At 56.2% G+C, this 22,701-nt stretch carries 14 protein-coding genes and 9 pseudogenes; 6 read left to right on the top strand and 17 right to left on the bottom strand.

Translation table 11 applies throughout. The features are described 5' to 3' along the window. Positions 1 to 96: 96 nt before the first annotated feature. The 3 genes and pseudogenes from EOK75_RS00445 to EOK75_RS00435 all read right to left on the bottom strand — a co-directional run. Entirely contained in the window at positions 97 to 846 is a 750-nt protein-coding gene (locus EOK75_RS00445; RefSeq protein ID WP_137192109.1) for a SapC family protein, read from the bottom strand. Between the two features lie 393 nt (positions 847 to 1,239). Continuing rightward, positions 1,240 to 2,062, bottom strand: a pseudogene (locus tag EOK75_RS00440) (IS5 family transposase); the annotation flags it as partial. 34 nt (positions 2,063 to 2,096) lie between these two features. Then, positions 2,097 to 2,659: pseudogene (locus tag EOK75_RS00435) on the bottom strand (transposase); the annotation flags it as partial. 136 nt (positions 2,660 to 2,795) lie between these two features. Between EOK75_RS00435 and EOK75_RS21135 the strand changes: the two are divergent. Continuing rightward, positions 2,796 to 3,821, top strand: a pseudogene (locus tag EOK75_RS21135) (integrase core domain-containing protein); the annotation flags it as partial. A 118-nt stretch (positions 3,822 to 3,939) separates the two neighbouring features. Here the strand turns inward: EOK75_RS21135 and EOK75_RS00425 are convergent. Next, positions 3,940 to 4,851, bottom strand: coding sequence for a bifunctional GNAT family N-acetyltransferase/nucleoside diphosphate kinase regulator (locus tag EOK75_RS00425; protein WP_137192108.1), 912 nt, complete (start codon positions 4,849 to 4,851; stop codon positions 3,940 to 3,942). 551 nt (positions 4,852 to 5,402) lie between these two features. Here EOK75_RS00425 and EOK75_RS00420 point away from each other — a divergent pair. Next, positions 5,403 to 6,329 (top strand): annotated as a pseudogene (locus tag EOK75_RS00420) (IS110 family RNA-guided transposase). 274 nt (positions 6,330 to 6,603) lie between these two features. On the opposite strand, the pseudogene EOK75_RS00415 reads toward EOK75_RS00420, so the two are convergent. The 7 genes and pseudogenes from EOK75_RS00415 to EOK75_RS00385 form a co-directional block, all read right to left on the bottom strand. Further along, positions 6,604 to 7,209: pseudogene (locus EOK75_RS00415) on the bottom strand (integrase core domain-containing protein); the annotation flags it as partial. Positions 7,210 to 7,516: 307 nt separating this feature from the next. Beyond that, entirely contained in the window at positions 7,517 to 8,338 is an 822-nt protein-coding gene (locus EOK75_RS00410) for an ABC transporter ATP-binding protein (protein WP_137192107.1), read from the bottom strand. Further along, positions 8,339 to 9,142 carry an ABC transporter ATP-binding protein gene (locus EOK75_RS00405; RefSeq protein ID WP_137192106.1) on the bottom strand — a complete coding sequence of 268 codons (804 nt, stop codon included), beginning with the start codon at positions 9,140 to 9,142 and terminating at the stop codon, positions 8,339 to 8,341. It abuts the gene before it with no gap. Beyond that, positions 9,139 to 9,957 carry an ABC transporter permease gene (locus EOK75_RS00400; protein WP_137192105.1) on the bottom strand — a complete coding sequence of 273 codons (819 nt, stop codon included), beginning with the start codon at positions 9,955 to 9,957 and terminating at the stop codon, positions 9,139 to 9,141. The genes EOK75_RS00405 and EOK75_RS00400 overlap by 4 nt, the downstream gene beginning before the upstream one ends. Continuing rightward, on the bottom strand, positions 9,954 to 10,898 hold the full coding sequence (locus EOK75_RS00395) for an ABC transporter permease (RefSeq protein WP_476705436.1): 945 nt from the start codon (positions 10,896 to 10,898) through the stop codon (positions 9,954 to 9,956). The genes EOK75_RS00400 and EOK75_RS00395 overlap by 4 nt, the downstream gene beginning before the upstream one ends. 72 nt (positions 10,899 to 10,970) lie before the next feature. Further along, positions 10,971 to 12,464, bottom strand: coding sequence for an ABC transporter substrate-binding protein (locus tag EOK75_RS00390; protein ID WP_137192103.1), 1,494 nt, complete (start codon positions 12,462 to 12,464; stop codon positions 10,971 to 10,973). 320 nt (positions 12,465 to 12,784) lie between these two features. Next, complete coding sequence (locus EOK75_RS00385; RefSeq protein WP_137192102.1) at positions 12,785 to 13,660, bottom strand: NAD(P)-dependent oxidoreductase; 876 nt, start codon at positions 13,658 to 13,660, stop codon at positions 12,785 to 12,787. A 280-nt stretch (positions 13,661 to 13,940) separates the two neighbouring features. Here EOK75_RS00385 and EOK75_RS00380 point away from each other — a divergent pair, with 280 nt between their 5' ends. From EOK75_RS00380 to EOK75_RS00370, 3 genes are all read left to right on the top strand, one after another. Beyond that, positions 13,941 to 14,846 carry a LysR family transcriptional regulator gene (locus tag EOK75_RS00380; protein ID WP_137192101.1) on the top strand — a complete coding sequence of 302 codons (906 nt, stop codon included), beginning with the start codon at positions 13,941 to 13,943 and terminating at the stop codon, positions 14,844 to 14,846. Between the two features lie 104 nt (positions 14,847 to 14,950). Continuing rightward, positions 14,951 to 16,066: a 3-isopropylmalate dehydrogenase gene (gene leuB / locus EOK75_RS00375; protein ID WP_137192100.1), complete on the top strand. Its 1,116-nt coding sequence runs from the start codon at positions 14,951 to 14,953 to the stop codon at positions 16,064 to 16,066. Continuing rightward, positions 16,063 to 17,517, top strand: coding sequence for an aldehyde dehydrogenase family protein (locus EOK75_RS00370; RefSeq protein WP_137192099.1), 1,455 nt, complete (start codon positions 16,063 to 16,065; stop codon positions 17,515 to 17,517). The genes leuB and EOK75_RS00370 overlap by 4 nt, the downstream gene beginning before the upstream one ends. Before the next feature lie 204 nt (positions 17,518 to 17,721). Here EOK75_RS00370 and EOK75_RS00365 read toward each other — a convergent pair whose 3' ends face one another. After that, entirely contained in the window at positions 17,722 to 18,279 is a 558-nt protein-coding gene (locus tag EOK75_RS00365; RefSeq protein ID WP_137192098.1) for a LuxR C-terminal-related transcriptional regulator, read from the bottom strand. A gap of 84 nt (positions 18,280 to 18,363) precedes the next feature. On the opposite strand from EOK75_RS00365, the gene EOK75_RS00360 reads away from it, so the two are divergent. Beyond that, positions 18,364 to 19,650, top strand: coding sequence for an acetylornithine deacetylase/succinyl-diaminopimelate desuccinylase family protein (locus EOK75_RS00360; RefSeq protein WP_137192097.1), 1,287 nt, complete (start codon positions 18,364 to 18,366; stop codon positions 19,648 to 19,650). 114 nt (positions 19,651 to 19,764) lie between these two features. On the opposite strand, the pseudogene EOK75_RS21130 reads toward EOK75_RS00360, so the two are convergent. The 5 genes and pseudogenes from EOK75_RS21130 to EOK75_RS21720 all read right to left on the bottom strand — a co-directional run. Then, positions 19,765 to 19,938: pseudogene (locus EOK75_RS21130) on the bottom strand (IS5/IS1182 family transposase); the annotation flags it as partial. Positions 19,939 to 20,070: 132 nt separating this feature from the next. Next, positions 20,071 to 20,677: pseudogene (locus EOK75_RS00355) on the bottom strand (IS6 family transposase); the annotation flags it as partial. 21 nt (positions 20,678 to 20,698) lie between these two features. Then, positions 20,699 to 22,261, bottom strand: a pseudogene (tnpC, locus tag EOK75_RS00350) (IS66 family transposase). Between the two features lie 54 nt (positions 22,262 to 22,315). Beyond that, on the bottom strand, positions 22,316 to 22,645 hold the full coding sequence (gene tnpB / locus EOK75_RS00345) for an IS66 family insertion sequence element accessory protein TnpB (protein ID WP_276612515.1): 330 nt from the start codon (positions 22,643 to 22,645) through the stop codon (positions 22,316 to 22,318). After that, positions 22,614 to 22,700, bottom strand: a pseudogene (locus EOK75_RS21720) (hypothetical protein); the annotation flags it as partial. The gene tnpB and the pseudogene EOK75_RS21720, both read right to left, overlap by 32 nt. Position 22,701 lies beyond the last annotated feature (1 nt).

Below are 22,701 nucleotides of genomic sequence, written 5' to 3'. Positions count from 1 at the left end.
TAGAACTCCAGACTTCGGTCAATCAGGCAGCGCGCGCTGCAACTCTCGGGTCAAATCGCCCACGTCTCTGCCCCGAGGCGCGATGCCCCGAAGAAATTATGCAGTCTTTTTAGATTTCGGCCGAGCTTTGGGCGCCACATCAGGCAGCAGCTTCGAAACCGCTCGCAGGCTTGCGATCTGGCTATAAACCGCCTTCAGAAACCCTTCGGCGTGCAGCGCATAAAGCTTATCGGCGGAAAGCGCGGCAATGGCGGCCTCATTGACAATCAACAGACCATGCACCACGGATTTGGAACCATCAGGCGCGGTCGTATCAAGCGTGGCCGTCTGCAACAGGTCGAAATCACGCAGCATCGCGCAGAATTTTTCGGTCCGCACAGCTGCATCACGGTAGCTTTGCGCAAGGGTCAGCGCATTGGTCAGCGCCTCTTGTTGTTCACCTGTGTCCGAAAAGAAACGATCCCCTTCGACCTCGCCCAGCCCCTCATAGCTTTCATCAAGGCATAGAACCGCCTCGCTCTCGCTCACTTCGCCAATGATAAAGGGATAGCGGCGCAAATACGCGGGAACATAGGTGCCACTCCAAAGGCCGCCGTCGGTGACATACATATTGGTCCCCGGTGCCGAACCCGTTACGAAAACCGCCGAAGGGCCGTCGGTGCCCGGCAGGAATGCAATTGGGATCTCGGCCATTGCCAGATCGAATTCATCAACCAGAGCGGGAATAACATTCGCCTCACGCGCATATTCAAGCGGGCGAAGCGGTGACGAAATGCGCAAAGATCCGTGGCGGCGCGTGTCGAGAGGGACCACAGTCTTGTAGAAGAGCGGTTTAGACGAATGCATACAACAGCCAATCTTAATTAGCTAAATGGATTGAAAAACGAATTCGTTAAAAGACAAAAACCAGCGGTAAGGCACGAGAGCATCTTAGACTTTTAAAGTCAAGGATTACAGAAGATAGAACATAGTTTGGGTAGTCTTGTCACGGTTTAGTTCCGGTCATTTTCAAAAAATGTTAGCTATAAAAAAGATAGGGAATGGCAAGAAATTACACCGTCCCGTTTCACCCGGATGCCCTACGCAACGCGAGAACCAATGGGCAGACGCCCCCACAAGCAGCACCAAACTTGCGGTTCACCTTAAAGGCGATATTGCAGCGCTGTTGGCATTCCGCCTGAAAGCGGCGTTGTTGCATTAGTCGTCTTTAAGACGCGACGTCCCCGTTCCCCTTTTGGGTCAGGCAACGCGTTCGATCTCGGCGGTGCCGAGTGCATTGAAGCGGTTCATGAGTGCCACACGGATATGGACTTCAGCAGCTTGGCGGTCGGGGTCTCGTGACGCGATCCTCTCACCGAATGCTTTGAGACATCGCATCCCGGCCTCGATACGACTTCTGACGTAGATAGCCGGACCAGCGTTTCCAAATGGCCCTGCCCAGGCGTTAGGTCGCCCTGAGTATGTCGTTGCGGGCTTGGGCGGAGGGACAATCCTCTTTCCAGCGGCGGCCATTCTTGCGAATGGGGATGACTGCGGTGCCGCCTCGATCAAGGATCGCGGTGTGACAACGGCGGGTGTCGAAGGCGCCATCCACTGCCCGGCAGTGCATGTTTACATGCATGTGAGGGACCGGTCACTGTGCCGATCTGTTCATCGGGCGGGATCTGGTCCAGAAGATGAGGTAGAACCGGGCTGTCACCGTGGTCGCTTGAGGTGAACTCCACCGCCCGGATGTCGTCGGTGGCAGTATCCATCGCCAGATGCACCTTGCGATACTGGCGGCGGCGATGTGTGCCATGCTTGCGCGCAAGCCATTTGTTACCCGGCAGGGGATTGCATCGCAATCGCCCGAGAGGGCGCCATCGCCCAAGAACTTGATCCCCGTGCTGTCCACCAGCAGGTTCAGAGGCCCCGGCGCACGGCGGTTCGACATTTGCACCGTGATGGTCTTTTGTCGCCAGCTCAGGGTCGAAAAGTCGGGCACCGTCCAGTCCAGGCCTGCCATCTGCAGGATGCTGCCCACCATGCCAGTCGTGTGCCGCAGTGGTAGGCTGAACAGAACCACGAGCTATGCCCGAAAGTTGGTGACGGCGTGATTAGGCGGCCTTTCTAAGTTGCTTGATACCGTCCTTGAATCAATCCCCTGGATGATCTCAGGCATACGGTTTGCGCCGTCGGGTTTGCGCCATTTGGTCTGGGCTGACAGCATCAGCTTGAACGCCATGGCAAGGCCCGTTTTGCGGCTGAGGCATCCTTTGGTTTTGCCGGTGCGATGCCGAACCGTGGCGAAGGTGCTTTCGATTGGGTTGGTAGTTCTGATGTGTTTCCAATGCTCAGCAGGAAAATCATAGAACGCCAGTAGCACGTCGCGGTCTTTGGTCAATTTGGCGACGGCCTTGTCGTATTTCACACCATATGTCGCGACGAAGTAGTCGAATGCAGCCTCAGCGTCGACACGGCTTTCAGCCTGCCAGCCTCTCGGGCCATTGCTGCGCAACGCCCTGTCGGCCAGTGGATATCGTGCAGATGGCCCTTTGCTTTGGCCTGAACCGACGTGGGCATCGCATTCAGTGCATTGCCCCGTTTTGTGGAACCAACATCGCTGCTCTTTCGTGGAACCAAAGACCTCGCGCAGGGCATTCCAGAAGCCCAAGACACCACTCGTCTGTCACCGGCAGTGGTTTGCGTGCAAACCACGAGAGGCGCCCCGATCAGCACCATAACGCATTGTTTTTCCTCGGTCATTCGGGGGCGAAAGTAGACGCCGTCTGTTACCCGGCAGGCGCATGCAAAGCATGCTGCCGAGAGGGCGCCCAGATGTAGACGAGCCCACCGAACAAAAGGACGGACAGATGAAGGCACGATTTACGGGCGAACAGATCATCGCGATGATCAAGGAGCAGGAAACTGGTGAGAAGACTGCTGATGTATGTCGGCGGCATGCGCTGCCCGGCAGGGCATTGCGCAGCAATGGCCCGAGAGGGGGATCAGTTCTGCGACGTTTTACAAATACAAATCGAAGCATGGCGGGACGGAACCTTCTGACGCGAAGCGGTTGCGGGCTTTGAAGGACGAGAACGGGAAGTTGAAGAATCTTCTGGTCGACCAGATGTTGGAGCGTCATCTTGTCCGCCATTGGTCCGAGGACAATGGTCACGCGCCATGCTGCGAGACATCAATCGTTGCCCAGCAGGGTTTGCATAGCAAAGCTCGAGAGGGTCAAAAAAATGGTGGCGCCTGCTGTAAGGCGGGAAGCGTGCTTTGGGCACGAGGAAGCCGATGGTGCTACCTGATGGTCCGAACCAACGCTGGAGCTTGGACTTCGTGTCAGATGCGTTGACGGATGGTCGAAGGTTTCGCATTCTTACCGTCGTTGATGACTTCAGTCATGAGAACTTGGTGCTGGTAACTGATACTTCGCTGTCTGGCCACCGCGTTGCACGCGAGCTGGATCGGATCATCGCTGAACGCTGCCTGCCAAAGACAATCGTGTCGGACAACCGCTGCCCGAAAGGCGATTGCGTAGCAACCTGCTGAAAGGGGGCACCCAGTTCACCAGCATGGCAATCCTCAAATGGGTTCAGGAAACCGGTATCGATTGGTATTACATCGCGCCCTGGAACCCCCTGCAGAACGGCTTCATCGAAAGCTTCAACGGCAAACTGCCAGACGAATGCCTCAACGAAACGCTGTTTGGCACATTGTGTGATGCACGCAAAACGTTTGAAGAATGGCAAGAAGACTACAATTGGCGCAGACCACATTCAGCATTGGGCAACCTGACGCCGATGGAATTTCTGCAGAGAAAGGCGGCGGACAAAATGGCGGCATACGCCAAAGATTTAACCCCAAGGACTCCGCGCAAAGCTGGACGGAACTTGGGGCTCAGGTCAGTCACAAGCCTCCGGACACGACAGCAGACCTAACGCATTTGGGCGACTAGAGGTGAAGGTCACCGACGGATTCCGGTTGGTAGATCACCTTCTCGATGCGGATCCGGCGCGTGCGATTTTTGACCACCCAATCGATAGCGTCGCCTTCCTGATAGCCCAAAATCGCTGTGCCGACATCGGAGAGGACCGAGAGTTTACCCGCACCTTCCTCGGCATCTTGCGGGTAGACCAGAGCCACGTCCTTTTGTTCATCGTCCAACCGTAACACGACCCTGGAATTCATTGTGACGACATCGCCCGCGACGTCCAAAGGGTCGACGACGATGGCGCGCTCGATCTCGTGCTGCAGCTCAACATTTGCCGCTCCCCGTTCAAAATCAACCAGACTTTGCAGTCGGGCTTTGTCCATCTCGGTGACGTAAATATCGGCAGAATTTGCCATCGCACCTTCACGCAAAAGGTCAAGGTACCGGCCAGAGGTCATGGACAGGGAATGGAGCGTCGGTGTCTCGCGGTCGAGACGGAAGCCGCAGCCCTCAAACCCTTTCATCGAACGCGTGTTGTCCGGGTGGATTTTGGCGATGACCGTCTCGGCGCGCATATCAAGGAAGGCAAGCTTCAACCCTTCGCGGATGGTGCTTTTGCCAAGCCTGCGGCCCCATTTGTCATGATCGCCGATGACCAAAACGATCTCACACTCGGCGCCCCTCTTGACCAGACGGACAAAGCCGACCGGGGCATCATCTCGATCATAAACCATGAAAAAGCGGCCACCTTGATTGAACAGATGTGTCAGGATCGGCATCTGAATCCGATTGACGGTCTGTGCGATGAACCGGGACACATCGCCTGAATCGCTCAGGTAGCGGGTCACGCGGTCATCTTCCAGCCAGTCCATCAGGATCTCGGCGTGCATCCGAGTGATCTCCGGACGCAACGAAACAAAAGGCTTGTTCATCTTCGCTACCTTGGTCGTAAGAGTGAAAGCCTGTCACGGGCCCTGCCGTGCTGGTTCTTTCGAGTCAGTGTTAAAAATCGCAAAGCAATTCCTAGCAAGATCCCGTTATGAAAGCTAGCCAAGAGGTGCTCGTGCTTGCAACGCCACGAGCAAACCCCGCACCCAGCGCGCTGGACGCGCGCAATCTGTCAGGGCAAAAATGAAGATTGACCTTTCGAAGGTTTGTGCAAAAAAATTTGGTGGGATGTATTCATTATCGCGTTGAAACAGGAAGTGGTTGGGCAATCCCCCTATTTGTGGAGGCGTTTGCAACTAGAACTACGCAGCCATTTGGTGCTGGTTCAGTTTCATCGCTGGGGGTAAGCCCACCGATACCCATATTCGGCCGGTCGTTGTTGTAAGATGTGGTGGTTGCCGCTCTCTCCAGACGGCATTTTAATGTGCCAAAAGTGGAGGTGAAAGAACCACGACATGGAGAGGACGGCGAGATGAACGATACTATGATCGGGGTGGGCTTGGCAAAGGCCGTATTCTAACTGCATGGCGCGTCGATGACAGGCCAACTCAAATTCCGCATGAAGCTGGCGCGCTCTCGGTTTCGAAAGCTCATGGCAGATCAGCCGCCTTCGGTTATCGTGATGGAGGCTTGCGGCAGCGCACATTACTGGGCGCGCGAGATGATCAAGCTGGGGCATTAGGTAAAGCTGATTGCACCGCAATATGTGCGTCCGTTCGGCAAGCGGCAAAAGAATGATGCATCCGACGCCGAGGCGATCGTGATTGCGGCGCAGCGTCCTGAGATGCGGTTTCTCGTGCCAAAGTCAGAAGATCAACAAGCTTTAGCTGTGCTGTTTCGGGAACGGGAACGGGAACGGGAACGTTTGGTTCATCAGCGCACCGAATTGGTGAATGCGCTGCGCGCAGTTCTCTATGAATTCGGCCACGTCGTTCCGCGTCGTTCCGCAGGGCATCGGAAATGTCGAACTGATCGATGCTATTCTGGAGTACCCGAACTGCGATTTGCCAGCGTAGGCTCGCATCGAATGCGCGGGTCTTGTCAAACAGATTGCGGAAAAAACAGCCAAGATCACGCTAAGATGATTGCCGCGAAGGGGGCAGCGGGAGTCGGGCGCATAACTGCTTTGGCGTTAGAAGCATTTGCCCCAACGATGCAAAACCCGCAAACGCGGGCGTGACTTCGCCGCCTGGCTTGGCCGCGTGCCACGACAGCATGCCTCTGGAGGCAAGGAGCGATTGGGACGCGTGTCAAAAGCCGGCCAATGCGACATTCGTCGATTGCTCATCATTGGAGCCATGTCTCGGTTGAACTGGATGGGTCGTGGTTGGCACGCATGCTGGCCAGGAAGCCGCGCATGTTGGAGGCAATCGCGGCGGCAAAAAAAATGGCGCGCGGAATATGGGTTATGATGACAAAGAACGAGAATTATAGGCATCCGGAACAGGCGGTGGCAGCTTGAATGACAGTGCTTTGGCCATCTGGTCCGGTGAAATGGGGGGTGAGAAGGCGACGAGTGGCATGGGCGAAATGATCGAACAGATCTGGAATGGGGAAACCAGCTATGGGCTTCGAGCCAACAAAGCTCGTTTGTAAGATTTGGACCCAATCCGCAGATCACCATACCGGCCAGCGGCTTCTGACAACGCCGCATATCAAGGCCTGACAGAAGACCGCACTCGATCACACATTCACAAAAGGAAAAAACCTCTTGCACAAACGGCGGCAACCACAGAAGTCCATAACCATTGTGTGGCGTGATCTTGAGCCTCCTCGATGCTTTCGCATGATGTATTGGTCCAGCCATTCATGTCGAACGGTGCGGTTGTAGCGCTCGACATATGCGTTCTGCTGGGGCTTCCCTGGCTGGATGTATGACAGGGTGGTCTGGTGCTTGGAAGCCCCGGATACCAGCGTTTCACCAAGATACTCTGGGCCGTTGTCCACACGTATCATCGCCGGTCTCCCACGCCATTGGATGATCTGGTCCAACGCTCTAACGACCCTCGCAGATGGTAACGAAAAATCAACTTCGATGGCCAAACCTTCGCGATTGAAGTCATCCAACACATTGAGAGTTCTGAAGGATTTCCCATTCCACAGCTGGTCAGCCATAAAGTCCCCCTCTCGGCAGATTGCTCCGCAATCGCCTGCCGGGCAACGATTGACCACACCTGATTTGGGCTGTCTGGCACCAATAAAGGGTCTGGGCGGTCGCGCTTGAGCCGCTTCTTAGGCTTGATCAGCAGATCCAGCTCTAACTCGCAATAGATGCGATAGACCCTCTTATGGTTCCAGCCAAAGCCCCCGTTCCGCAGATTCAGGAAACACAAGCCAAAGCCTCAACCGGGTTTCGGATGCAAAAACGTTCGCAAAACCGGGGCTCGCGGCATATCCAAACAGCAGGTTTGCGCAACGAGGCCTAGATTGGTTAATAGTATAGTTGAAAACGAGGCGGCGAGCCACCCAGTTGTCACGGCCCTGACTGGCCGCATGACAGGCTTTGCCCCTATCCGCGCCCGACGTCTGGCACATAATCAGCTCGGGTTCAGCACTTTCGAAATAGCCTGAATCACATTACGCCGCCTGAAATTGAAGATTTCAACGCGTCAAGTGACAGGCTATCTATCAGGTGTTTTGAGAAGTGCATTACGGAGACGTTGCCAGCGTAACGGTGCGCTTTGACTTGCGCCCGATGACATCCAGCCGAGGCTCAGCGCTGAGAAGCCGTTGGGTATAGGCCTCCGACGGATTATCGAGAACCTGCCGCACCGGACCTTTTTCGACCAGCCTCCCGTTTTGCATCACTGCAACTGTATCGCAGATTTCATCAACGACACCGATATTGTGGGTAATGAACAAAATGGATATCCCATGCTCGTCGCGCAGATCGAGAATAAGTTTCAGGATTTGCTTTTGCACCGTCAAATCAAGCGCGGAGGTCGCCTCGTCTGCCACCAAAAGACGCGGCTTGGTGATCAATGCGCGTGCCACGGCAATGCGCTGGCGCTGACCACCGGAAAATTCATGCGGGTAACGGTCTTGGTCGATGGCGGCCAAACCCACATCTTCAAGAAGTTTGCCAACCATATCCCTGCGTGCGGCGCCCGTGGGGGCGCCCGGTTCAAGATGAAGCGGCTCGGCGATGATCCGGCCCACACGGTGGCGCGGGTCAAGCGATCCGTAGGGGTCTTGAAATACCATCTGGAAGCTGCGCCGCGCCTTGCGCAGTTCACGGGTGCTCAAGGCGAATAAATCCTGGCCATCAAGGATCACCTGGCCGGAAGTCGGCGTATCCAGCGCCATAACGATATTCGCCAAGGTCGATTTCCCAGAGCCGGATTCACCCACAACGCCAAGGATTTCTTTGGCATTCAAGGTTAGCGATACATCATCGAGAGCCTTAACAATGGTGTGGGGGCCGACATTGTAATGACGCGACAGGTTGCGGATTGTCAGAAGCGGGCTCATTCAAGCCTCCTTTAGCGACGCGCGCACACGGGCGGGCATCGCATCAAGCAATTTGCGGGTATATTCGTGACTGGGGTTACGCAGAACACGCTCGGTTGGCCCCTCCTCCATCTCATCGCCGCGAAACATGACCAACGTGCGGTCCGCGATGCGGGCAATCACGCCCAGATCATGGGAGATCAAGATTAGTGAAATCCCCAGATCAGTGACAAGATCATCAAGAATATCAAGAACTTCCGCCTGAACTGTCACATCCAATGCGGTGGTCGGCTCATCCGCGATCAGCAGATCGGGTTTGAGCGCCAGCGCGATGGCAATGCCGACCCTTTGGCGTTGGCCGCCGGACATTTCATGCGGGAAACTGTCAATCATCTGGCCCGCGCGGGGTATCTGCACCATTTCCAACAGCCGCAATGCCTCTTTGCGGCCCTCGGATTTGCTAAGGCCTTTATGGAGGATAAGGCCTTCTGAAATCTGGGCACCGACACGCATCGCCGGATTTAGCGCGGTCATCGGTTCCTGAAAAATCATCCCGATACGGTTCCCGCGCAGCTTGCACAGATCAGGCTCCGGCATCTTGAGGAGATCGCGGCCTTCGAACATGACTTCGCCTGTCGCCGTCGCCGTGCTTGCCAACAATCCTATGATCGCCAGCGACATCGCCGTTTTCCCCGAACCGGATTCCCCGACGATGCCAAGTGTTTCGCCCCGTTCAAGCGAAAAGCTGACCCCATGGATTACCTCGGCAGGCGGCAGTTTTTCGCGAAGGAAAGAAACGCGAAGATCTTTGACATCAAGCATCATGAGCCTTGCCCCCGTCGTGGGTCAGTGAGATCGCGCAACCCGTCACCAAGCAAATTCAAGCCCAGCACAGCAAGTGCTATGGCAAGACCGGGTGCCAGCACCAGATGCGGCGCGGATTCGAGGTACGTCTGGCTCTCGGCCAGCATGCGCCCCCAGCTTGGCGTAGGTGGCGAAACGCCCATGCCAAGAAACGATAGCCCCGCTTCGGACAAAATACCCAGTCCAGTCTGGATCGCCAGCTGCACGATGATTTGCGCCGAGATATTCGGCAAAACATGCTCAAGGGTGATAATCGCATCGTTCTTGCCAGCCATCCGAGCCGCCTTGATGTAGTCACGGGCCCAAATCTGAATCGCAGCGCCGCGGCTGACACGGGCGAACACGGGCACCATAAAGACACCGATGGCGATAATTGAAGTCAGCGCCCCCGGCCCCAAAAGCGCCCCCAAAAGAATGGCGGAAAGAATGGGTGGAAAGGCAAAGAGCACGCCATTGAATGCCATGACCATCCGTTCGAGACGCCCCCCTTTGGCGGCAGCGATGACACCAATCAGAGTTCCAATCCCGCCGCCGATCACCGTGGCCACAATAGCGATCCCCAAAGAGGTCCATGCACCAGCCATGATGATGGACAAGACATCACGACCAATTTGATCGGCGCCCAAAAGGCCGCCCTCTCCGGGAGGCTTGAGGCGGTTTATAATATCCATCCCTGTCGGGTCAGATGGGGTCCAGACACGGCTGACAAGTGCCGCTCCGACGAGGACCGCGGTAATTATGCCGCCAAGAATGAGCGATTTTGGCAATTTTGTCATTTACGGGCTCTCAGTCTGGGGTCAAGGCGGGCATAAAGCGCGTCGGTTCCGGCGTTTACGGCAAGAACAATCACAGCGAAGAGCAGCACGACGTTTTGTACAACAATCAAGTCCCGCTGGGACAAGGCCTGATAGGCGAGCGTCCCGATGCCCGGAAGGCTAAACACGTTCTCGACCAATACGGCACCGGAAATAAGAAACGGAATTTGCAAGCCAAGCATGGTGACCACGGGCAAAAGCGAGTTGGGAACGGTATGGAGCCAAAGTGCGCGATGCCGCGAAAGGCCCTTGGCGCGGGCCGTTCGAACGAAATCCTCGTTTGTCACCTCAATTACAGCGGCGCGGGTAACGCGGGTCAGAACCGCAGCTTGTGGGATGGCAAGGGCGATAGACGGCAGGATCAGCGCTGATAGTGCCGAGCCAAAGCCTTCGCTCCAGCCAGTGAAACCGCCAGCGGGAAACCACGGCAGCTTGATGGCAAAAGCCAGGATCAACAACAGGCCGATCCAGAAGTTCGGCACCGCAATGCCGACTTGCGAGAAAAGCGAGGCGACGCCATCGCCAACCTTTCCAGGGCGCGCTGCGGCGAACACACCAAGCGGCAACGAGATGGCGACGGCAAGAAAGGTGGCCATCAAAGTCAATGGAAGTGTAACGGCCAAGCGGTCAAGGATGAGGCCGGAGACAGGGACGCCATAAGTGTAGGATTGGCCAAGATCGCCGGTGAACACGCCCCCGAGCCAGACAAAATAGCGCGTCATCAACGGCAGGTCCAGACCAAGTTCGGTGCGCAATGCGGCAAGTGTATCGGGTTGGGCGGAGGTGCCCAGCATGATCTCGGCGGGATCACCGGGTGCCGCTTCGATCAAGAGAAAGATCACCAGCGAGGTGATGCCAAGTAGCAGCACCGTACCCGCAATGCGTTGGAGAAACTTGAGAATTTTCGTCATTGAGTCCACCGGAATGGGCCCGGCGGCACGGACAAGGCCGCGCCGCCGGGAAAGGGAAGAATATTACTCGGCACGGCGGACGTCGGTCATATCGTTTGCGGGTACCGGACCGTTTTCCCACACGCCGTCAATGCCGGCTTTCCAGACGCCGAGCTTGGGATATGAGAAGAGAAACAAGGCCGGCAAATCGTTCGCAAGCATCTCTTGTGCTTTGCGGTATCCGGCTTCGCGTTCATCCTCGTTGACGGCGGCGGCGATCACGCCCGCCTCGGCTTTCAACTCTGGGCTGTCGTAGTTGAAATAATAGGAGTCCCGCGAATAGATCCCGATATCGAGCGGCTCTGCATGGCCAATGATGGTCATGTCGTAATTGGTGTCTTTGAATACATCCTTGATCCACGCCGCAGGAAAATCAGAGCTTTGTATATTTGCCGTCACGCCGATTTGTGAGAAGAACGCCTGCAAAATTTCGGCAGATCGCTGTGCATAGGGGCGTGTAGGCACCTTGAAATCAAAGGTAAAGCCGTTTGGATGACCCGCTTCGGCCAAAAGCGCTTTGGCCTTTTCTGGGTCATAAGGGAACAGCTCGGTCAGATCCTCATAGAACGGGTTTGCGGGCGAAAAATGCGAGCCGATCGGCGTGCCGTATCCGGAACTGACCGCTGCGATCAGGCTGGGACGGTCCACCGCCATCATTAACGCCTGTCGTACGCGCACATCGTCAAACGGTGGCTTTGCGTTGTTCATACCCGCAACGATCTCCATTTCGCCGGAGCCCGCGACCGTCGTGAACCTGTTGTCATCGGCAAATTGTTTGAAGAGTTCAGGCGCGCCAAGATCGCCGACAATGTCGACCTGGCCCGATTGAAGCGCTGCTGCTTGTGCCTGCGCATCGCCAATAAAGCGCGCAGTGACGGTGGTCATCGCAGGTGTTTCACCCCAATAGCCGTCCCACGTTGACATGATTACGCGGTCACCCTTGCGCCATTCGCTGACCTTATAAGGGCCGGTGCCCACAGGCTCAGTGCCATTGTTTTCAGCTGAGGACGGTTCCACCATCACCGCAGCCGGATAGCCGAGCCAGTACAAAAGATCGGCGCGGCGCGCGGACAGCGTCAAAACCAGCGTGCTTGCGTCGGGCGCCCCAATCGAGGAAATGGCGGTGTAGTTTGCCTTTTGGCCGTTGGTCGAATTCTCTCCGATGATGCGCTCAAGGGTGAATTTTGCGGTTTCGGCATTAAAGGGCACGCCATTTTGAAATGTTACACCTTCTCGCAGTGTGAAGGTGTAGCTGAGCCCATCTTCCGAGACTGTCCATTCCGTCGCCAGTTGCGGCACAATATGCCCACCGTTGTCGATTGCAACAAGGCCCTCAAATACGTTTTGCCAAGTGACTTGACCCGCCGCCACCGGCGAGGAGACAGTTGGGTCAAGGCCCTGTGGTTCGACTGCTTGCACGAAAGTCACTGCATTCGCGTCCTGCGCAAACGCAGGCGCAGTGCCCGACAAAAGAACGGCGAGGCAGATGCCCTTTAAAAGTTTGGAATGTTTGGTCATCTTGATATCCCTGTTGGAGGAGGTGAGCCATGTGATCTGATAATTCACTATCGTAATCATAGTGAACGAATGAAATGGAAGTATATATTTTGAGTACAAAGGGCTACCATAAACGTAGCACTCGGTAGTTCAGGGCATTGAAATGTTGGCCGCTGACCAAGCGCCATAATGCGGCAGCGGGAATGCGGTGGTTTCGACCGCCCATCCAGCGGGCACCGGCGACCGACTGGTGAACAAGCCCGTGACATGCATCAGTGGGCAGGCAACATAACGCCGCTTGCAGGGCCTCGGCACGAAGGCACGCGATCCGGTGAAGTGTCTTAAACATCTTTACGGAAAACGCGCACAAGTTCGGGCAGATAGGCTTCACCCGCGCCGCTGTCCACGACGTCTGACAGGGCGTGGTACACACCATCGGCAATTGTGTGCTGCGCACCGGCCTCGGTCGACATGGTGCGAAAATAGTCAATATCCTTCAATGCATTACTGATGGCAAAGGGCAACGCGTCACGACTTCCATCGGTGATGAACGGTGCCAAACGGTCCAACGCGATGCTGGCCCCGCCACCACCTGCCAGCACGTCCACAAAGGATTGCGGATCAATCCCCGCATCGGCCGATTGTGCCGCTGCTTCGGCCAGCAGAGACATAAAGCCGACCGAGACGTAGTTGTGCAGCAGTTTCATACGGTGCCCCGCGCTGATGCCGCCCACATGCACGACGGCTTCGGTGAAGGATGCCAGTATCGGGCGCACGCGTTCCAACACGGCAAGATCGCCCCCGATCAGCAAATTCAATTTGCCTTCATGGGCGAATTTGGCGGTACGGGTCATCGGGGCATCAATAAATTCACCACCCGCTGCCTTGACTGCCTTTGCCATGGCAAGCGTCGAGGCGGGAAGTGCGGTTGAACAATCGACGACAACGGTCCCCTTGCGCAAGCCAGAAATCACGCCGTCCGGCCCGGTCAAAATGGCTTCGACCTGAGGCGAGCCTGTGACGCACAGGATTACCACATCCGACGCTGCCGCCACTTTGGCTGATGTGTCCAGCGCCTGTGCGCCAAGGCCAAGCAGTTCATCGGTCGGCTGGTTGCCGGGATGATCAAGAAAGCTCAGCTGAAAATCCCCGCGCCGCAGCACATTGCGTGCAATACCGTGGCCCATCAGGCCAACACCGATAATACCTACATTCATGTGATCCTCCTCCTTCAATCGCGTCGCCTGTCTGAACCACAGGCAGACGATACCTGCCTTAACGGGCGTTTCGCACACAATCCCATTGAATCCTGCGGTTGCAATCGGATTTTCCTGACATGGTGTTCAGTTTTTCTGATTCAACGACCAACTATCAGGTCATGGTTGCTGATATTTCGGTGACGATAGTTGACCTTTTTGTTTCGATACACCAAGCCTTGCATGCGTAGAAGATGCGTTGCACATCTGGATATGAAGGGCGTAACGCGCATGAGGTCCAATGATCCAAATTAATCTCAAGCTGATAAATGTGTTTCTGGTTGCGGCAGAGCAACGCAGCTTCACGCGCGCGGCTGAAATAACCAACAGGTCGCCGTCTGCTGTCAGCATGCAGATCAAAGAGATCGAGGCGCAGATCGGGATGGCGCTGTTCTTGCGCACACAACAAGGCGTTGTGCTGACCCCCGAAGGTCAAATCCTGTATGACACGGCACATAACGCCATCGGAACGGTGGAAATCGGGCTGGAGCGGCTGGGGCGGATTGCGGCCGCACGCAACGGCAACATCCGGCTGGCCTGCGCCCCGACGCTGGCGGCGACGCGGCTGCCAGACATTTTGGTCGACTTCAAAAAGCGGTTTCCGAACAGTGCCGTTAGCGTCATTGAGGTGTCACCCCGCGCATCAGTCAAGTTTTTAAAGGATCAGATGGTTGAATTCTATGTCGGGCCGGAATTGCCCGACCAGACCGACATTCTATTCGAAGCCGTCGCGGAAGACCCGCTTGTCGCTTTTATCCCGCAGAATTTTGATCCCGGGCATCCCGTGCTGGCGTTAAAGGATTTGTGCGATACCCCCGTTATCATGCTGGACAAGCAAACCGCGATACGGTCCCTGACCGAAGAAATCCTTGCTGGTGAAGCGCAGGCGCTGAATGTGCAATACGAAGTCCATACCGCGCAAACGGCACTTGCGCTTGCGACCGGCGGTTTGGGAATCGCGATCCTGCCCGGCATTGCGGTGCCGACGGTGCCTCCTGACGGAATGCGAATTGTCAGGATTGACCATCCGCGCGCGCGCAGATGGCTTGGCATTATGACGCTGAAAGGCTCAGCACCGCACAGGTATTCGGAAACGCTTATGGATATGGTGCGATTGGACCTTAAACGGTACTATAAGGCCCAATAGATTTTGCGGGCATCAGAAATTCTGAATGCCAGCTAAGGAAATCCGACTCCACTCACTTTGCGCCATCGCCTAAGATCAGGCAACTTGTTTCGGGGGACGTATTCTTGGCTACTTTCAAAATTTTGGTATTGCCCGGCGATGGCATTGGGCCAGAGATCATGACACAGGTCATGCGGGTCATCGAATGGTTCGGCGAACGCCGTGGCATCACTTTTGACATCTGCGAAGATCTGATCGGGGGCTGTGCCTATGATCGATATGGCAAGCCGATATCGGATGCCGCGGTAGAGTTGGCCCATAGCTGCGACGCGATTTTTGTGGGCGCGGTGGGCGGTACGAAATATGACGAATTACCATTTCATCTGAAACCCGAACAAGGGCTGCTGCGTCTGCGAAAAGACCTTGTGCTGTTTGCCAACCTGCGCCCTGCCGTCTGTTTTGACGCGCTGATCGATGCCTCCACGTTGAAGCCTGATGTGATTTCCGGTCTTGATCTGATGATTGTGCGCGAATTGACCAGTGGTTTGTATTTTGGCGAACCGCGCGGCATTTTCGATCACGAAAGTGGCCACATCGGCATCAACACGCAAAGCTATACCACAGAAGAGATCTCCCGTGTCGCCCGCGCCGCGTTCGATCTGGCCCGCCAACGCAATAGCAAGCTCTGCTCGATGGAAAAGGCCAACGTGATGGAGTCTGGCAAGCTATGGCGCGATGTGGTGCAGCGGATCGGAGATGCAGAATACCCTGATGTTGCGCTGACGCATATGTATGCGGACAACGGCGGCATGCAGCTGGTGCGCAATCCCAAACAATTCGACGTCATCGTGACCGACAATATGTTCGGCGATGTGCTGAGTGATGTGGCTGCGATGTTGACAGGTTCGCTTGGGATGCTGCCTTCTGCGTCTCTTGGTGCAAAAGATAAAGACGGCAAGGTGCCGGCGCTTTACGAGCCTGTACATGGCTCGGCCCCTGATATCGCGGGACAGGGCAAGGCAAACCCGATTGCGGGCATCCTTAGCTTTGCGATGGCGCTGCGCCATTCTTTCAACCGCCCCGACGATTGCATCTTGCTGGAAAACGCGATTAACGCGGTGCTGGAAAATGGCATCCGCACGGCAGATCTACTTCAGGCTGACGGAAAATCCGCTGCCACAACCACGCAAATGGGTGACGCCATTCTGGCCTCGCTCGACGCAATTTCGGAAACCTCATGACAGTTAAACCTCTCAATATAGACCCCGCGCTTTGCTTTATTGACGGCGAATGGGTGGCAAGCGCCTCCGGTCAGACGATCGCAGTCAAGAATCCGTCCGACGGGTCCGAGTTGTGTCATATCGCACGCGGGAACGCGGTTGATATCGACCGCGCCGTTGTTGCCGCCGAAAAGGCCCTTTCGGGGGAGTGGGGCAAGATGACTGCGCCCGAACGGGGCCGGATCATGCAAAAGATCGGCGCACTTGTGCTGGAAAACGCCGACGAGCTGGCCAATCTTGAGGCAAGGGACGTTGGCAAGCCGCTAAAACAGGCGCGGGCCGACGTGGTCGCGCTTGCGCGTTACATGGAATTTTACGCCGGTGCGGCGGACAAGCTGCACGGCCAGACAATCCCCTTTCTGGAAGGCTATACCGTTTATACCCTGCGTGAACCGCATGGGGTGACGGGGCATATCATCCCGTGGAACTATCCGATGCAGATCATCGGTCGCTCCATTGGGGCGGCGCTTGCGACTGGAAACGCCTGTGTTCTAAAACCCGCAGAAGAAGCCTGCCTGACCGCCATTGCCTTTGGCGAAATCGCGCGCCGTGCAGGCCTGCCTGCCGGGGCGCTGAACGTGGTGCCGGGGCTGGGTGCCGAAGCCGGTGCCGCGCTGACAGAACATCGCGGCGTGCATCACGTGTCGTTCACCGGGTCGGTTGGCGTTGGTAAAATGATCCAGCGGACGGCCTCGGAAAACGTCATTCCGGTAACGCTGGAACTGGGGGGCAAATCCCCGCAACTGGTGTTTGACGATGCCGATCTGGACGCGGCATTGCCGTTTTTGGTGAACGCAGGCATTCAGAATGCGGGCCAGACCTGTTCCGCGTCCTCGCGCATCCTTGTGCAGCGAGGCGTTTACGAAGAGGTCGTGCGCCGCATGGCCGAAGGGTACACAAAACTGCGCTGCGGTCCGGCGCTGTCGGATCTGGATGTGGGGCCGGTTGTATCGGTTCGTCAAAAGGAAATCGTCGAAGGTTTCATCGCCAAGGGCAACGACCTGAAAATCGCGGCACAAGGAGAAATCGTAGCGGGCACGCCTGCGGGCGGAGCCTATGTGCGGCCCACGCTCTTTGTCGATGTCCCGCCCGATCACGCGCTGGCCCAGCAAGAGATATTTGGCCCTGTGCAGGTGGTCATCCCGTTTGATGACGAGGCTGAAGCGGTCGCAATTGCAAACGGCACGGATTTTGGGCTGGTCGCTTCGGTCTGGTCGCGCGATGGCGCACGCCAAATGCGTCTGGCCAAGGTGCTGCGTGCGGGTCAGGTGTTTCTTAACAACTACGGCGCTGCGGGCGGAGTGGAATTGCCATTTGGCGGAACGGGCCTGTCGGGGCACGGGCGTGAAAAAGGTTTCGAAGCCCTTTATGGCTTTACCACGCTCAAAACCGTCGCGGCATATCACGGATAGACCGACCGCAGAAGTTTGAAGGCTAAAACAGCGATTGCGACAGACACTGGTTCTGTCGCAATCTTTTGGCGTTTGGCAGGATGGCCCACAGGGTTCGAACAGTCAGCTTCCGACTGATCTAGGCACTAATTTCAGGAGTTTGCAGAGCCGCTAAAACCAAATGGCGCTTGGCTTGAGTTAGGTGAATAATTGGGACGAAACTGTTTATGTGATAGTCCCATAGCTCATCCGGCCCAGCAACTCTGATGTGCTCTTCACTCCGAACTTGCGCAACAGCCGCGCCCGGACATCTTCGATGGTCCGCGGGGATAACCCCTTCTCCCTCCCGATCTCTTTGCTCGTTTGACCCCGGCTCAACCCGCTCAGCACCTCGCGTTCTCGTTTGGTTAACTGCACCCCATCCAGTTGATCACGGATTTGCGAAAAGCTCATTACAAGATGGGCAAGCGGATCATTCGGCGTCAATGTTCGCGCACTAAACCGGCACCAGATGCGCACGCCATCCTTGCGCTGCATCATGCGTTCATCGTTGTAGATGCTGTGTTCTTCCATCGCTCTAAGGCCAATATTGCGGACACGGTCAAATTCCGCATGGCTGGGGTAAAGGATGCTGAAGGACTGGCCCAAAAGGTCACTGCGCGCATAGCCCAACATCTCGGCAAACGACGTGTTGCACACGGTCAGCACGCGATGGGACGACACGGCGATGCCGATCGGTGCCGCGTCGAATGCCTGCTCAATAAGATTTAGATCGCCATCCACCCCGGTACTCCGTATTTATACGGTATTGATGCAGTATATCGGGCGTGCCAAAAGAGGACAACAACTCATTTGGTAGGGTAAAAAATGACAACTCCTCTCATGGCGCGGATTGACGGAAAACGCGACGATTTGATCAAGCTCACTCAAGATCTGATCCGCATCCCGACGCTCAACCCCCCCGGCGAAAATTATCATGCGATCTGTGATTTTCTGGACAAGCGGTTGCGCGCCCACGGATTTGAGACACAACTCATCCGCGCTTTTGGGACGCCAGGCGATAGCGAACGCTTCCCACGCTGGAACATCATTGCACGGCGCGACGGAACCAGCTTGGGCGATTGCGTCCACTTCAACAGCCATACCGATGTGGTAGAGGTCGGGGCCGGTTGGACATTTGATCCTTTTGGCGGCGAGGTTTCCGACGGCAAAATCTATGGTCGAGGCGCTTGTGACATGAAAGGCGGCCTGGCCACCTCCATCATCGCGGCCGAAGCCTTTATCGAAGAGCATCCCCATTACAGCGGAGCAATCGAAATCTCTGGCACCGCTGACGAGGAATCGGGCGGTTATGGCGGCGTTGCCTATCTGGCGGAAAAAGGTCACTTTTCGCCAGAAAAGGTACATCACGTCATCATCCCCGAGCCTCTGCACAAAGATCGCATTTGTCTGGGACACCGCGGCGGGTGGTGGGCCGAGATTGAAACCAAAGGCGAAATCGCACATGGTTGCATGCCGTTCCTTGGCGATTGCGCGGTACGTCACATGGGCGCTGTGTTGAACGAATTCGAGGGCAAATTGTTCCCTGCCATGGCCGCGCGGCGCACAGACATGCCCGTAGTGCCCGAAGGTGCAAAATCGTCTACAATGAATATCAATTCAATCCATGGCGGCCAAAAAGAACAGAGCGATGATTTTGACGGATTGCCCGCGCATTGCGTTCCGGACAGCTGCCGCATTGTTATTGATCGCCGCTTCCTTGTTGAAGAACCACTGGATCAGGTGCGCGGGGAAGTTAAGGACTTGCTCGAGGGATTGCGTGTTACCCGCCCGGATTTCGAGTATAAACTGACCGAATTGAATTCGGTCCTGCCCTCGATGACAAATAAAACTGCCCCTGTTGTCGAAACCGTTGCGCGGGCGATCCAGCAGGTTATGGCCAAAGCGCCCGAATATGTCGCATCCCCCGGCACCTACGATCAAAAACACATTGACCGGATCGGCAAGCTGAAAAATTGTATCGCCTACGGGCCGGGCATTTTGGAAATGGCGCACAAGCCTGATGAGTATATTGGCATTGATGATATGATGGATAGCGCCAAGGTAATGGGTGCCGCTCTTGAAATGCTTCTTTTGCCTGCATATTCAAAATAGCGAAGGCTATGAGGTCAGTTAATTGCACCTCAACCCCCTACGCGTACCGGTCCCGACCCGACGTCGGACGTGGTAACTCGCCCACCTCCTCCAGAGCGCTTGGCCCAGATGTCACGTGGCGCGCAGGAGCCCGTTAGATGATCGCACCATGGCACCGCCGCGTGTCATGGCGCAATCTACAGTAACGGTCTCAATTGGCTCATCCGGTGGGATCTGCGTCAGCAGTTCTGATAGATGCGGACCGTCGCCTTGGCTGCTTGGTGTGGAGCCAACCGCGCGCAAATCCCCCGGTTCACACCAAAGAAGATACGATGTGCGAATGCGTCTTCGCTAAGCCTTGCCCTGCCCCCCGGAAGTCCCCTCAATCTGATGTAGAGGTGTTGTCACGTTAACTCGCCGAGTTTGCAAGTTGGTCGTAGTTTAAGCGGCATCCGCAGCGGATTTCCACGCCTCGAATGCCTCTAGCTTATGGTAACGGATAGTGAGTGCGGAACGACGGCGGGCTGATACGGAAAAACAATTGCGGGCTGCGAACAGCATAGAGACGAAGCGAAGCAATCCACCCGGCGACTGGAAACCCTGCATCGCCCGCTCTCGCTTTCGGAAAGGTAAATGGCTGTTTTCTGCGCGGTTATTGAGGGCCTCGTGTGACCAATGATCAAGGCCAGGCGCGACCGCGCGCTTAGCGGCACCATAATAGGAGCGCAGCTTGTCCGTAATGATCCTTTTTGGCACACAGCCCCAACGCTTCATCAGCTTGACCAAAAGCAGCTTTGCGGCGCGTTTGTCTCGCATCGATTGGAGGATTTCTTCAAGAACAACGCCGTGTTGGTCGACCGCGCGCCAGAGCCAATATGATCGGCCCGCGATCTTCACAACACCTTCGCCCAGATGTCAGACATCGCCGTAGAGCGTGGGCGATCAGGGGGCCGAACTTGACGCTCCAGCGCCGGATCGTCTCATACGAAACGTCCACGCCACGTTCCAGCATCAACTCCTCAACCTCACGCAGGCTCAAGTTGAACCGTAAGCGGTGCGCCGATCCTACCTATTTGACGTAATTCCACGGCAGCAGGTCGTTGATCTGGTTCTGTTTGTGGCCTGCGACGATGGCTGTGAGCGTATCGGCCAGATAGTCATGCGGATCGACACCGTTTAATTTGCAGGTCTTGATCAAGGAAGCGATGACGCCCCAGTTTGTGGCTCCGGCGTCGTGGACAGCGAACAGCGCGTTTTTGCGATTCAAAGCGATGGGCCGGATTGTGCGCTCGCACGGTATTATTGTCCATCTCGATGCGACCGTCAGTCAGAAACAGGCACAGTCCATCCCAGTATTTTGCGATGTATTTGAGCGCTTCGCCCAAAGGGGCTTTTGCAGGCGGCCGGGCGCGATTGGTTGTGAGCCACGCTTCAAACGCGGCAATCAACGGTGCTGATCTGTCTTGCCGTGCTGCCAGTCGCACCCCAGATGCCAGGCCTCGGATATCCTTTTCGATCCGGTAGAGTACAGCGATCTGTTTTGACCCGTCTTTGGCGATGGGGGCAGTGCCAGATTGTGCAACTTCGTGCAGTTTGCGGCGTGCGTGGGCCCAACAGTAAGCGGGCGCAACCCTATCATCGACACGTTTGAGCAGGCGATTGTATCCTGCATACCCGTCCACTTGGAGGATGCCTGAGAAGCCTTTCAAAATGTCATCCGCATATTGGCCAGAACGCCCCGGCGCATAGGTAAAGGCGACCCCTGGTGGAGCAGCAGCGCCCCACGGTCGATCGTCGCGGGCCAGCGCCCAGAAGTATCCAGTTTTGGTTTTGCGTTTTCCGGGGTCCAGCACTGGGGCGCGGGTCTCGTCCATCAATAAGTTGGTCGACCGCTTCAGGTCGGTAATCAGCGCGTCAAAAACAGGCCGCAGCTCATAGGCCGCTTTACCGACCCACCCTGCGAGGGTGGAGCGATCCAGATCGATACCTTGGCGGCTGTAAATTTGCGCTTGACGATACAGGGGCAGATGATCTGCATATTTGGATACCAACACATGCGCCCCTGTTGCCTCAGTTGGCATGCCGCCTGGGATCAGGCGCGCTGGTGCAGGCGCTTGCACCACACCATTGGTGCAGGCTCGGTAAGCATACTTTGGGCGGCGGGTAACGATCACACGGAACTGGGCGAGGATGATGTCGAGGCGCTCAGACGTATCCTCACCGATCACATGGCGTTCACCTCCGCAGCCGCAGATCGGGCTGTCGGGCGCAATCACCTCTTTAATGCGCGGCAGATGCTTGGGCAGTGAGCCACGGTTGGTATTGCGCGGTTTTGATGAGCGCGATGCAGGCGGATCCACCGCGTCATCTTCAGCGCAGACCGCCGCCATCCCTTGCCGGCAGGTGATGCTTGCATTACCGAGAGGGCGGTTTCGATGTCTTCAAGCGACAACTCATATTGCTCAGGATCGGCCTTTTCGGACCTTGCGCCAAACAGGGCGCGTTTGAAGTCAGCGACCAGTTTCTCCAACTCATCAATACGATCCTGCTTACGCAGATTGCGATCCTCTGAGGCGACAAGCAGCGCCTTCAGGGCCTCAACATCATTAGGGAAATCAGTAAGTTTGCTCATGCGGAATGACGATCATTTCCAGCACATTAGTGCTGCCGCAAAAGATCGCCAGATTCACTCTGCCGCAGTTGGCGGACGCACCGAAAAAGCCCTTACTTTGCGCCAATCCAAGCCCGAGAACAGTGCTTCAAACCGCGCATGGTTCAGTGCCATCAGCCCATCTTTGATCGCGGGCCAAGTGAAGGTGTGTTCCTCCAACCGTTTGTAAGCCATGACCAGCCCGGTGCCGTCCCAATACAGTAACTTCATCCGATCTGCCCGCTTTGAGCGGAACACAAAAACGGTCCCCCCTCTCGGCAGATTTGCTTTGCAAATCGCCTGCCGGGCAACGCGTGAACGGGTCCTTGCGCAGCTCGTTTTTGACAAGCGCTGCCAGACCGTCATGACCCTTGCGGAAGTCCACCGGCTTGGTCGCGACACGATCCGCACCCGGTTTGATG

Source organism: Pseudorhodobacter turbinis, assembly GCF_005234135.1.
GTDB lineage: Bacteria > Pseudomonadota > Alphaproteobacteria > Rhodobacterales > Rhodobacteraceae > Pseudorhodobacter > Pseudorhodobacter turbinis.
This window is presented reverse-complemented; position numbering and strand designations above follow the sequence as displayed.

Bases quoted from the DNA above. Each gene is read 5' to 3' on its own strand.
- EOK75_RS00360 (WP_137192097.1), top strand. From the start codon at position 18,364: ATGACAACTCCTCTCATGGCGCGGATTGACGGAAAACGCGACGATTTG.
- EOK75_RS00445 (WP_137192109.1), bottom strand. From the start codon at position 846: ATGCATTCGTCTAAACCGCTCTTCTACAAGACTGTGGTCCCTCTCGAC.
- EOK75_RS00425 (WP_137192108.1), bottom strand. From the start codon at position 4,851: ATGAACAAGCCTTTTGTTTCGTTGCGTCCGGAGATCACTCGGATGCAC.
- EOK75_RS00390 (WP_137192103.1), bottom strand. From the start codon at position 12,464: ATGACCAAACATTCCAAACTTTTAAAGGGCATCTGCCTCGCCGTTCTT.
- EOK75_RS00410 (WP_137192107.1), bottom strand. From the start codon at position 8,338: ATGAGCCCGCTTCTGACAATCCGCAACCTGTCGCGTCATTACAATGTC.
- EOK75_RS00405 (WP_137192106.1), bottom strand. From the start codon at position 9,142: ATGATGCTTGATGTCAAAGATCTTCGCGTTTCTTTCCTTCGCGAAAAA.
- EOK75_RS00380 (WP_137192101.1), top strand. From the start codon at position 13,941: ATGATCCAAATTAATCTCAAGCTGATAAATGTGTTTCTGGTTGCGGCA.
- EOK75_RS00400 (WP_137192105.1), bottom strand. From the start codon at position 9,957: ATGACAAAATTGCCAAAATCGCTCATTCTTGGCGGCATAATTACCGCG.
- EOK75_RS00385 (WP_137192102.1), bottom strand. From the start codon at position 13,660: ATGAATGTAGGTATTATCGGTGTTGGCCTGATGGGCCACGGTATTGCA.
- EOK75_RS00370 (WP_137192099.1), top strand. From the start codon at position 16,063: ATGACAGTTAAACCTCTCAATATAGACCCCGCGCTTTGCTTTATTGAC.
- tnpB (WP_276612515.1), bottom strand. From the start codon at position 22,645: ATGACGGTCTGGCAGCGCTTGTCAAAAACGAGCTGCGCAAGGACCCGT.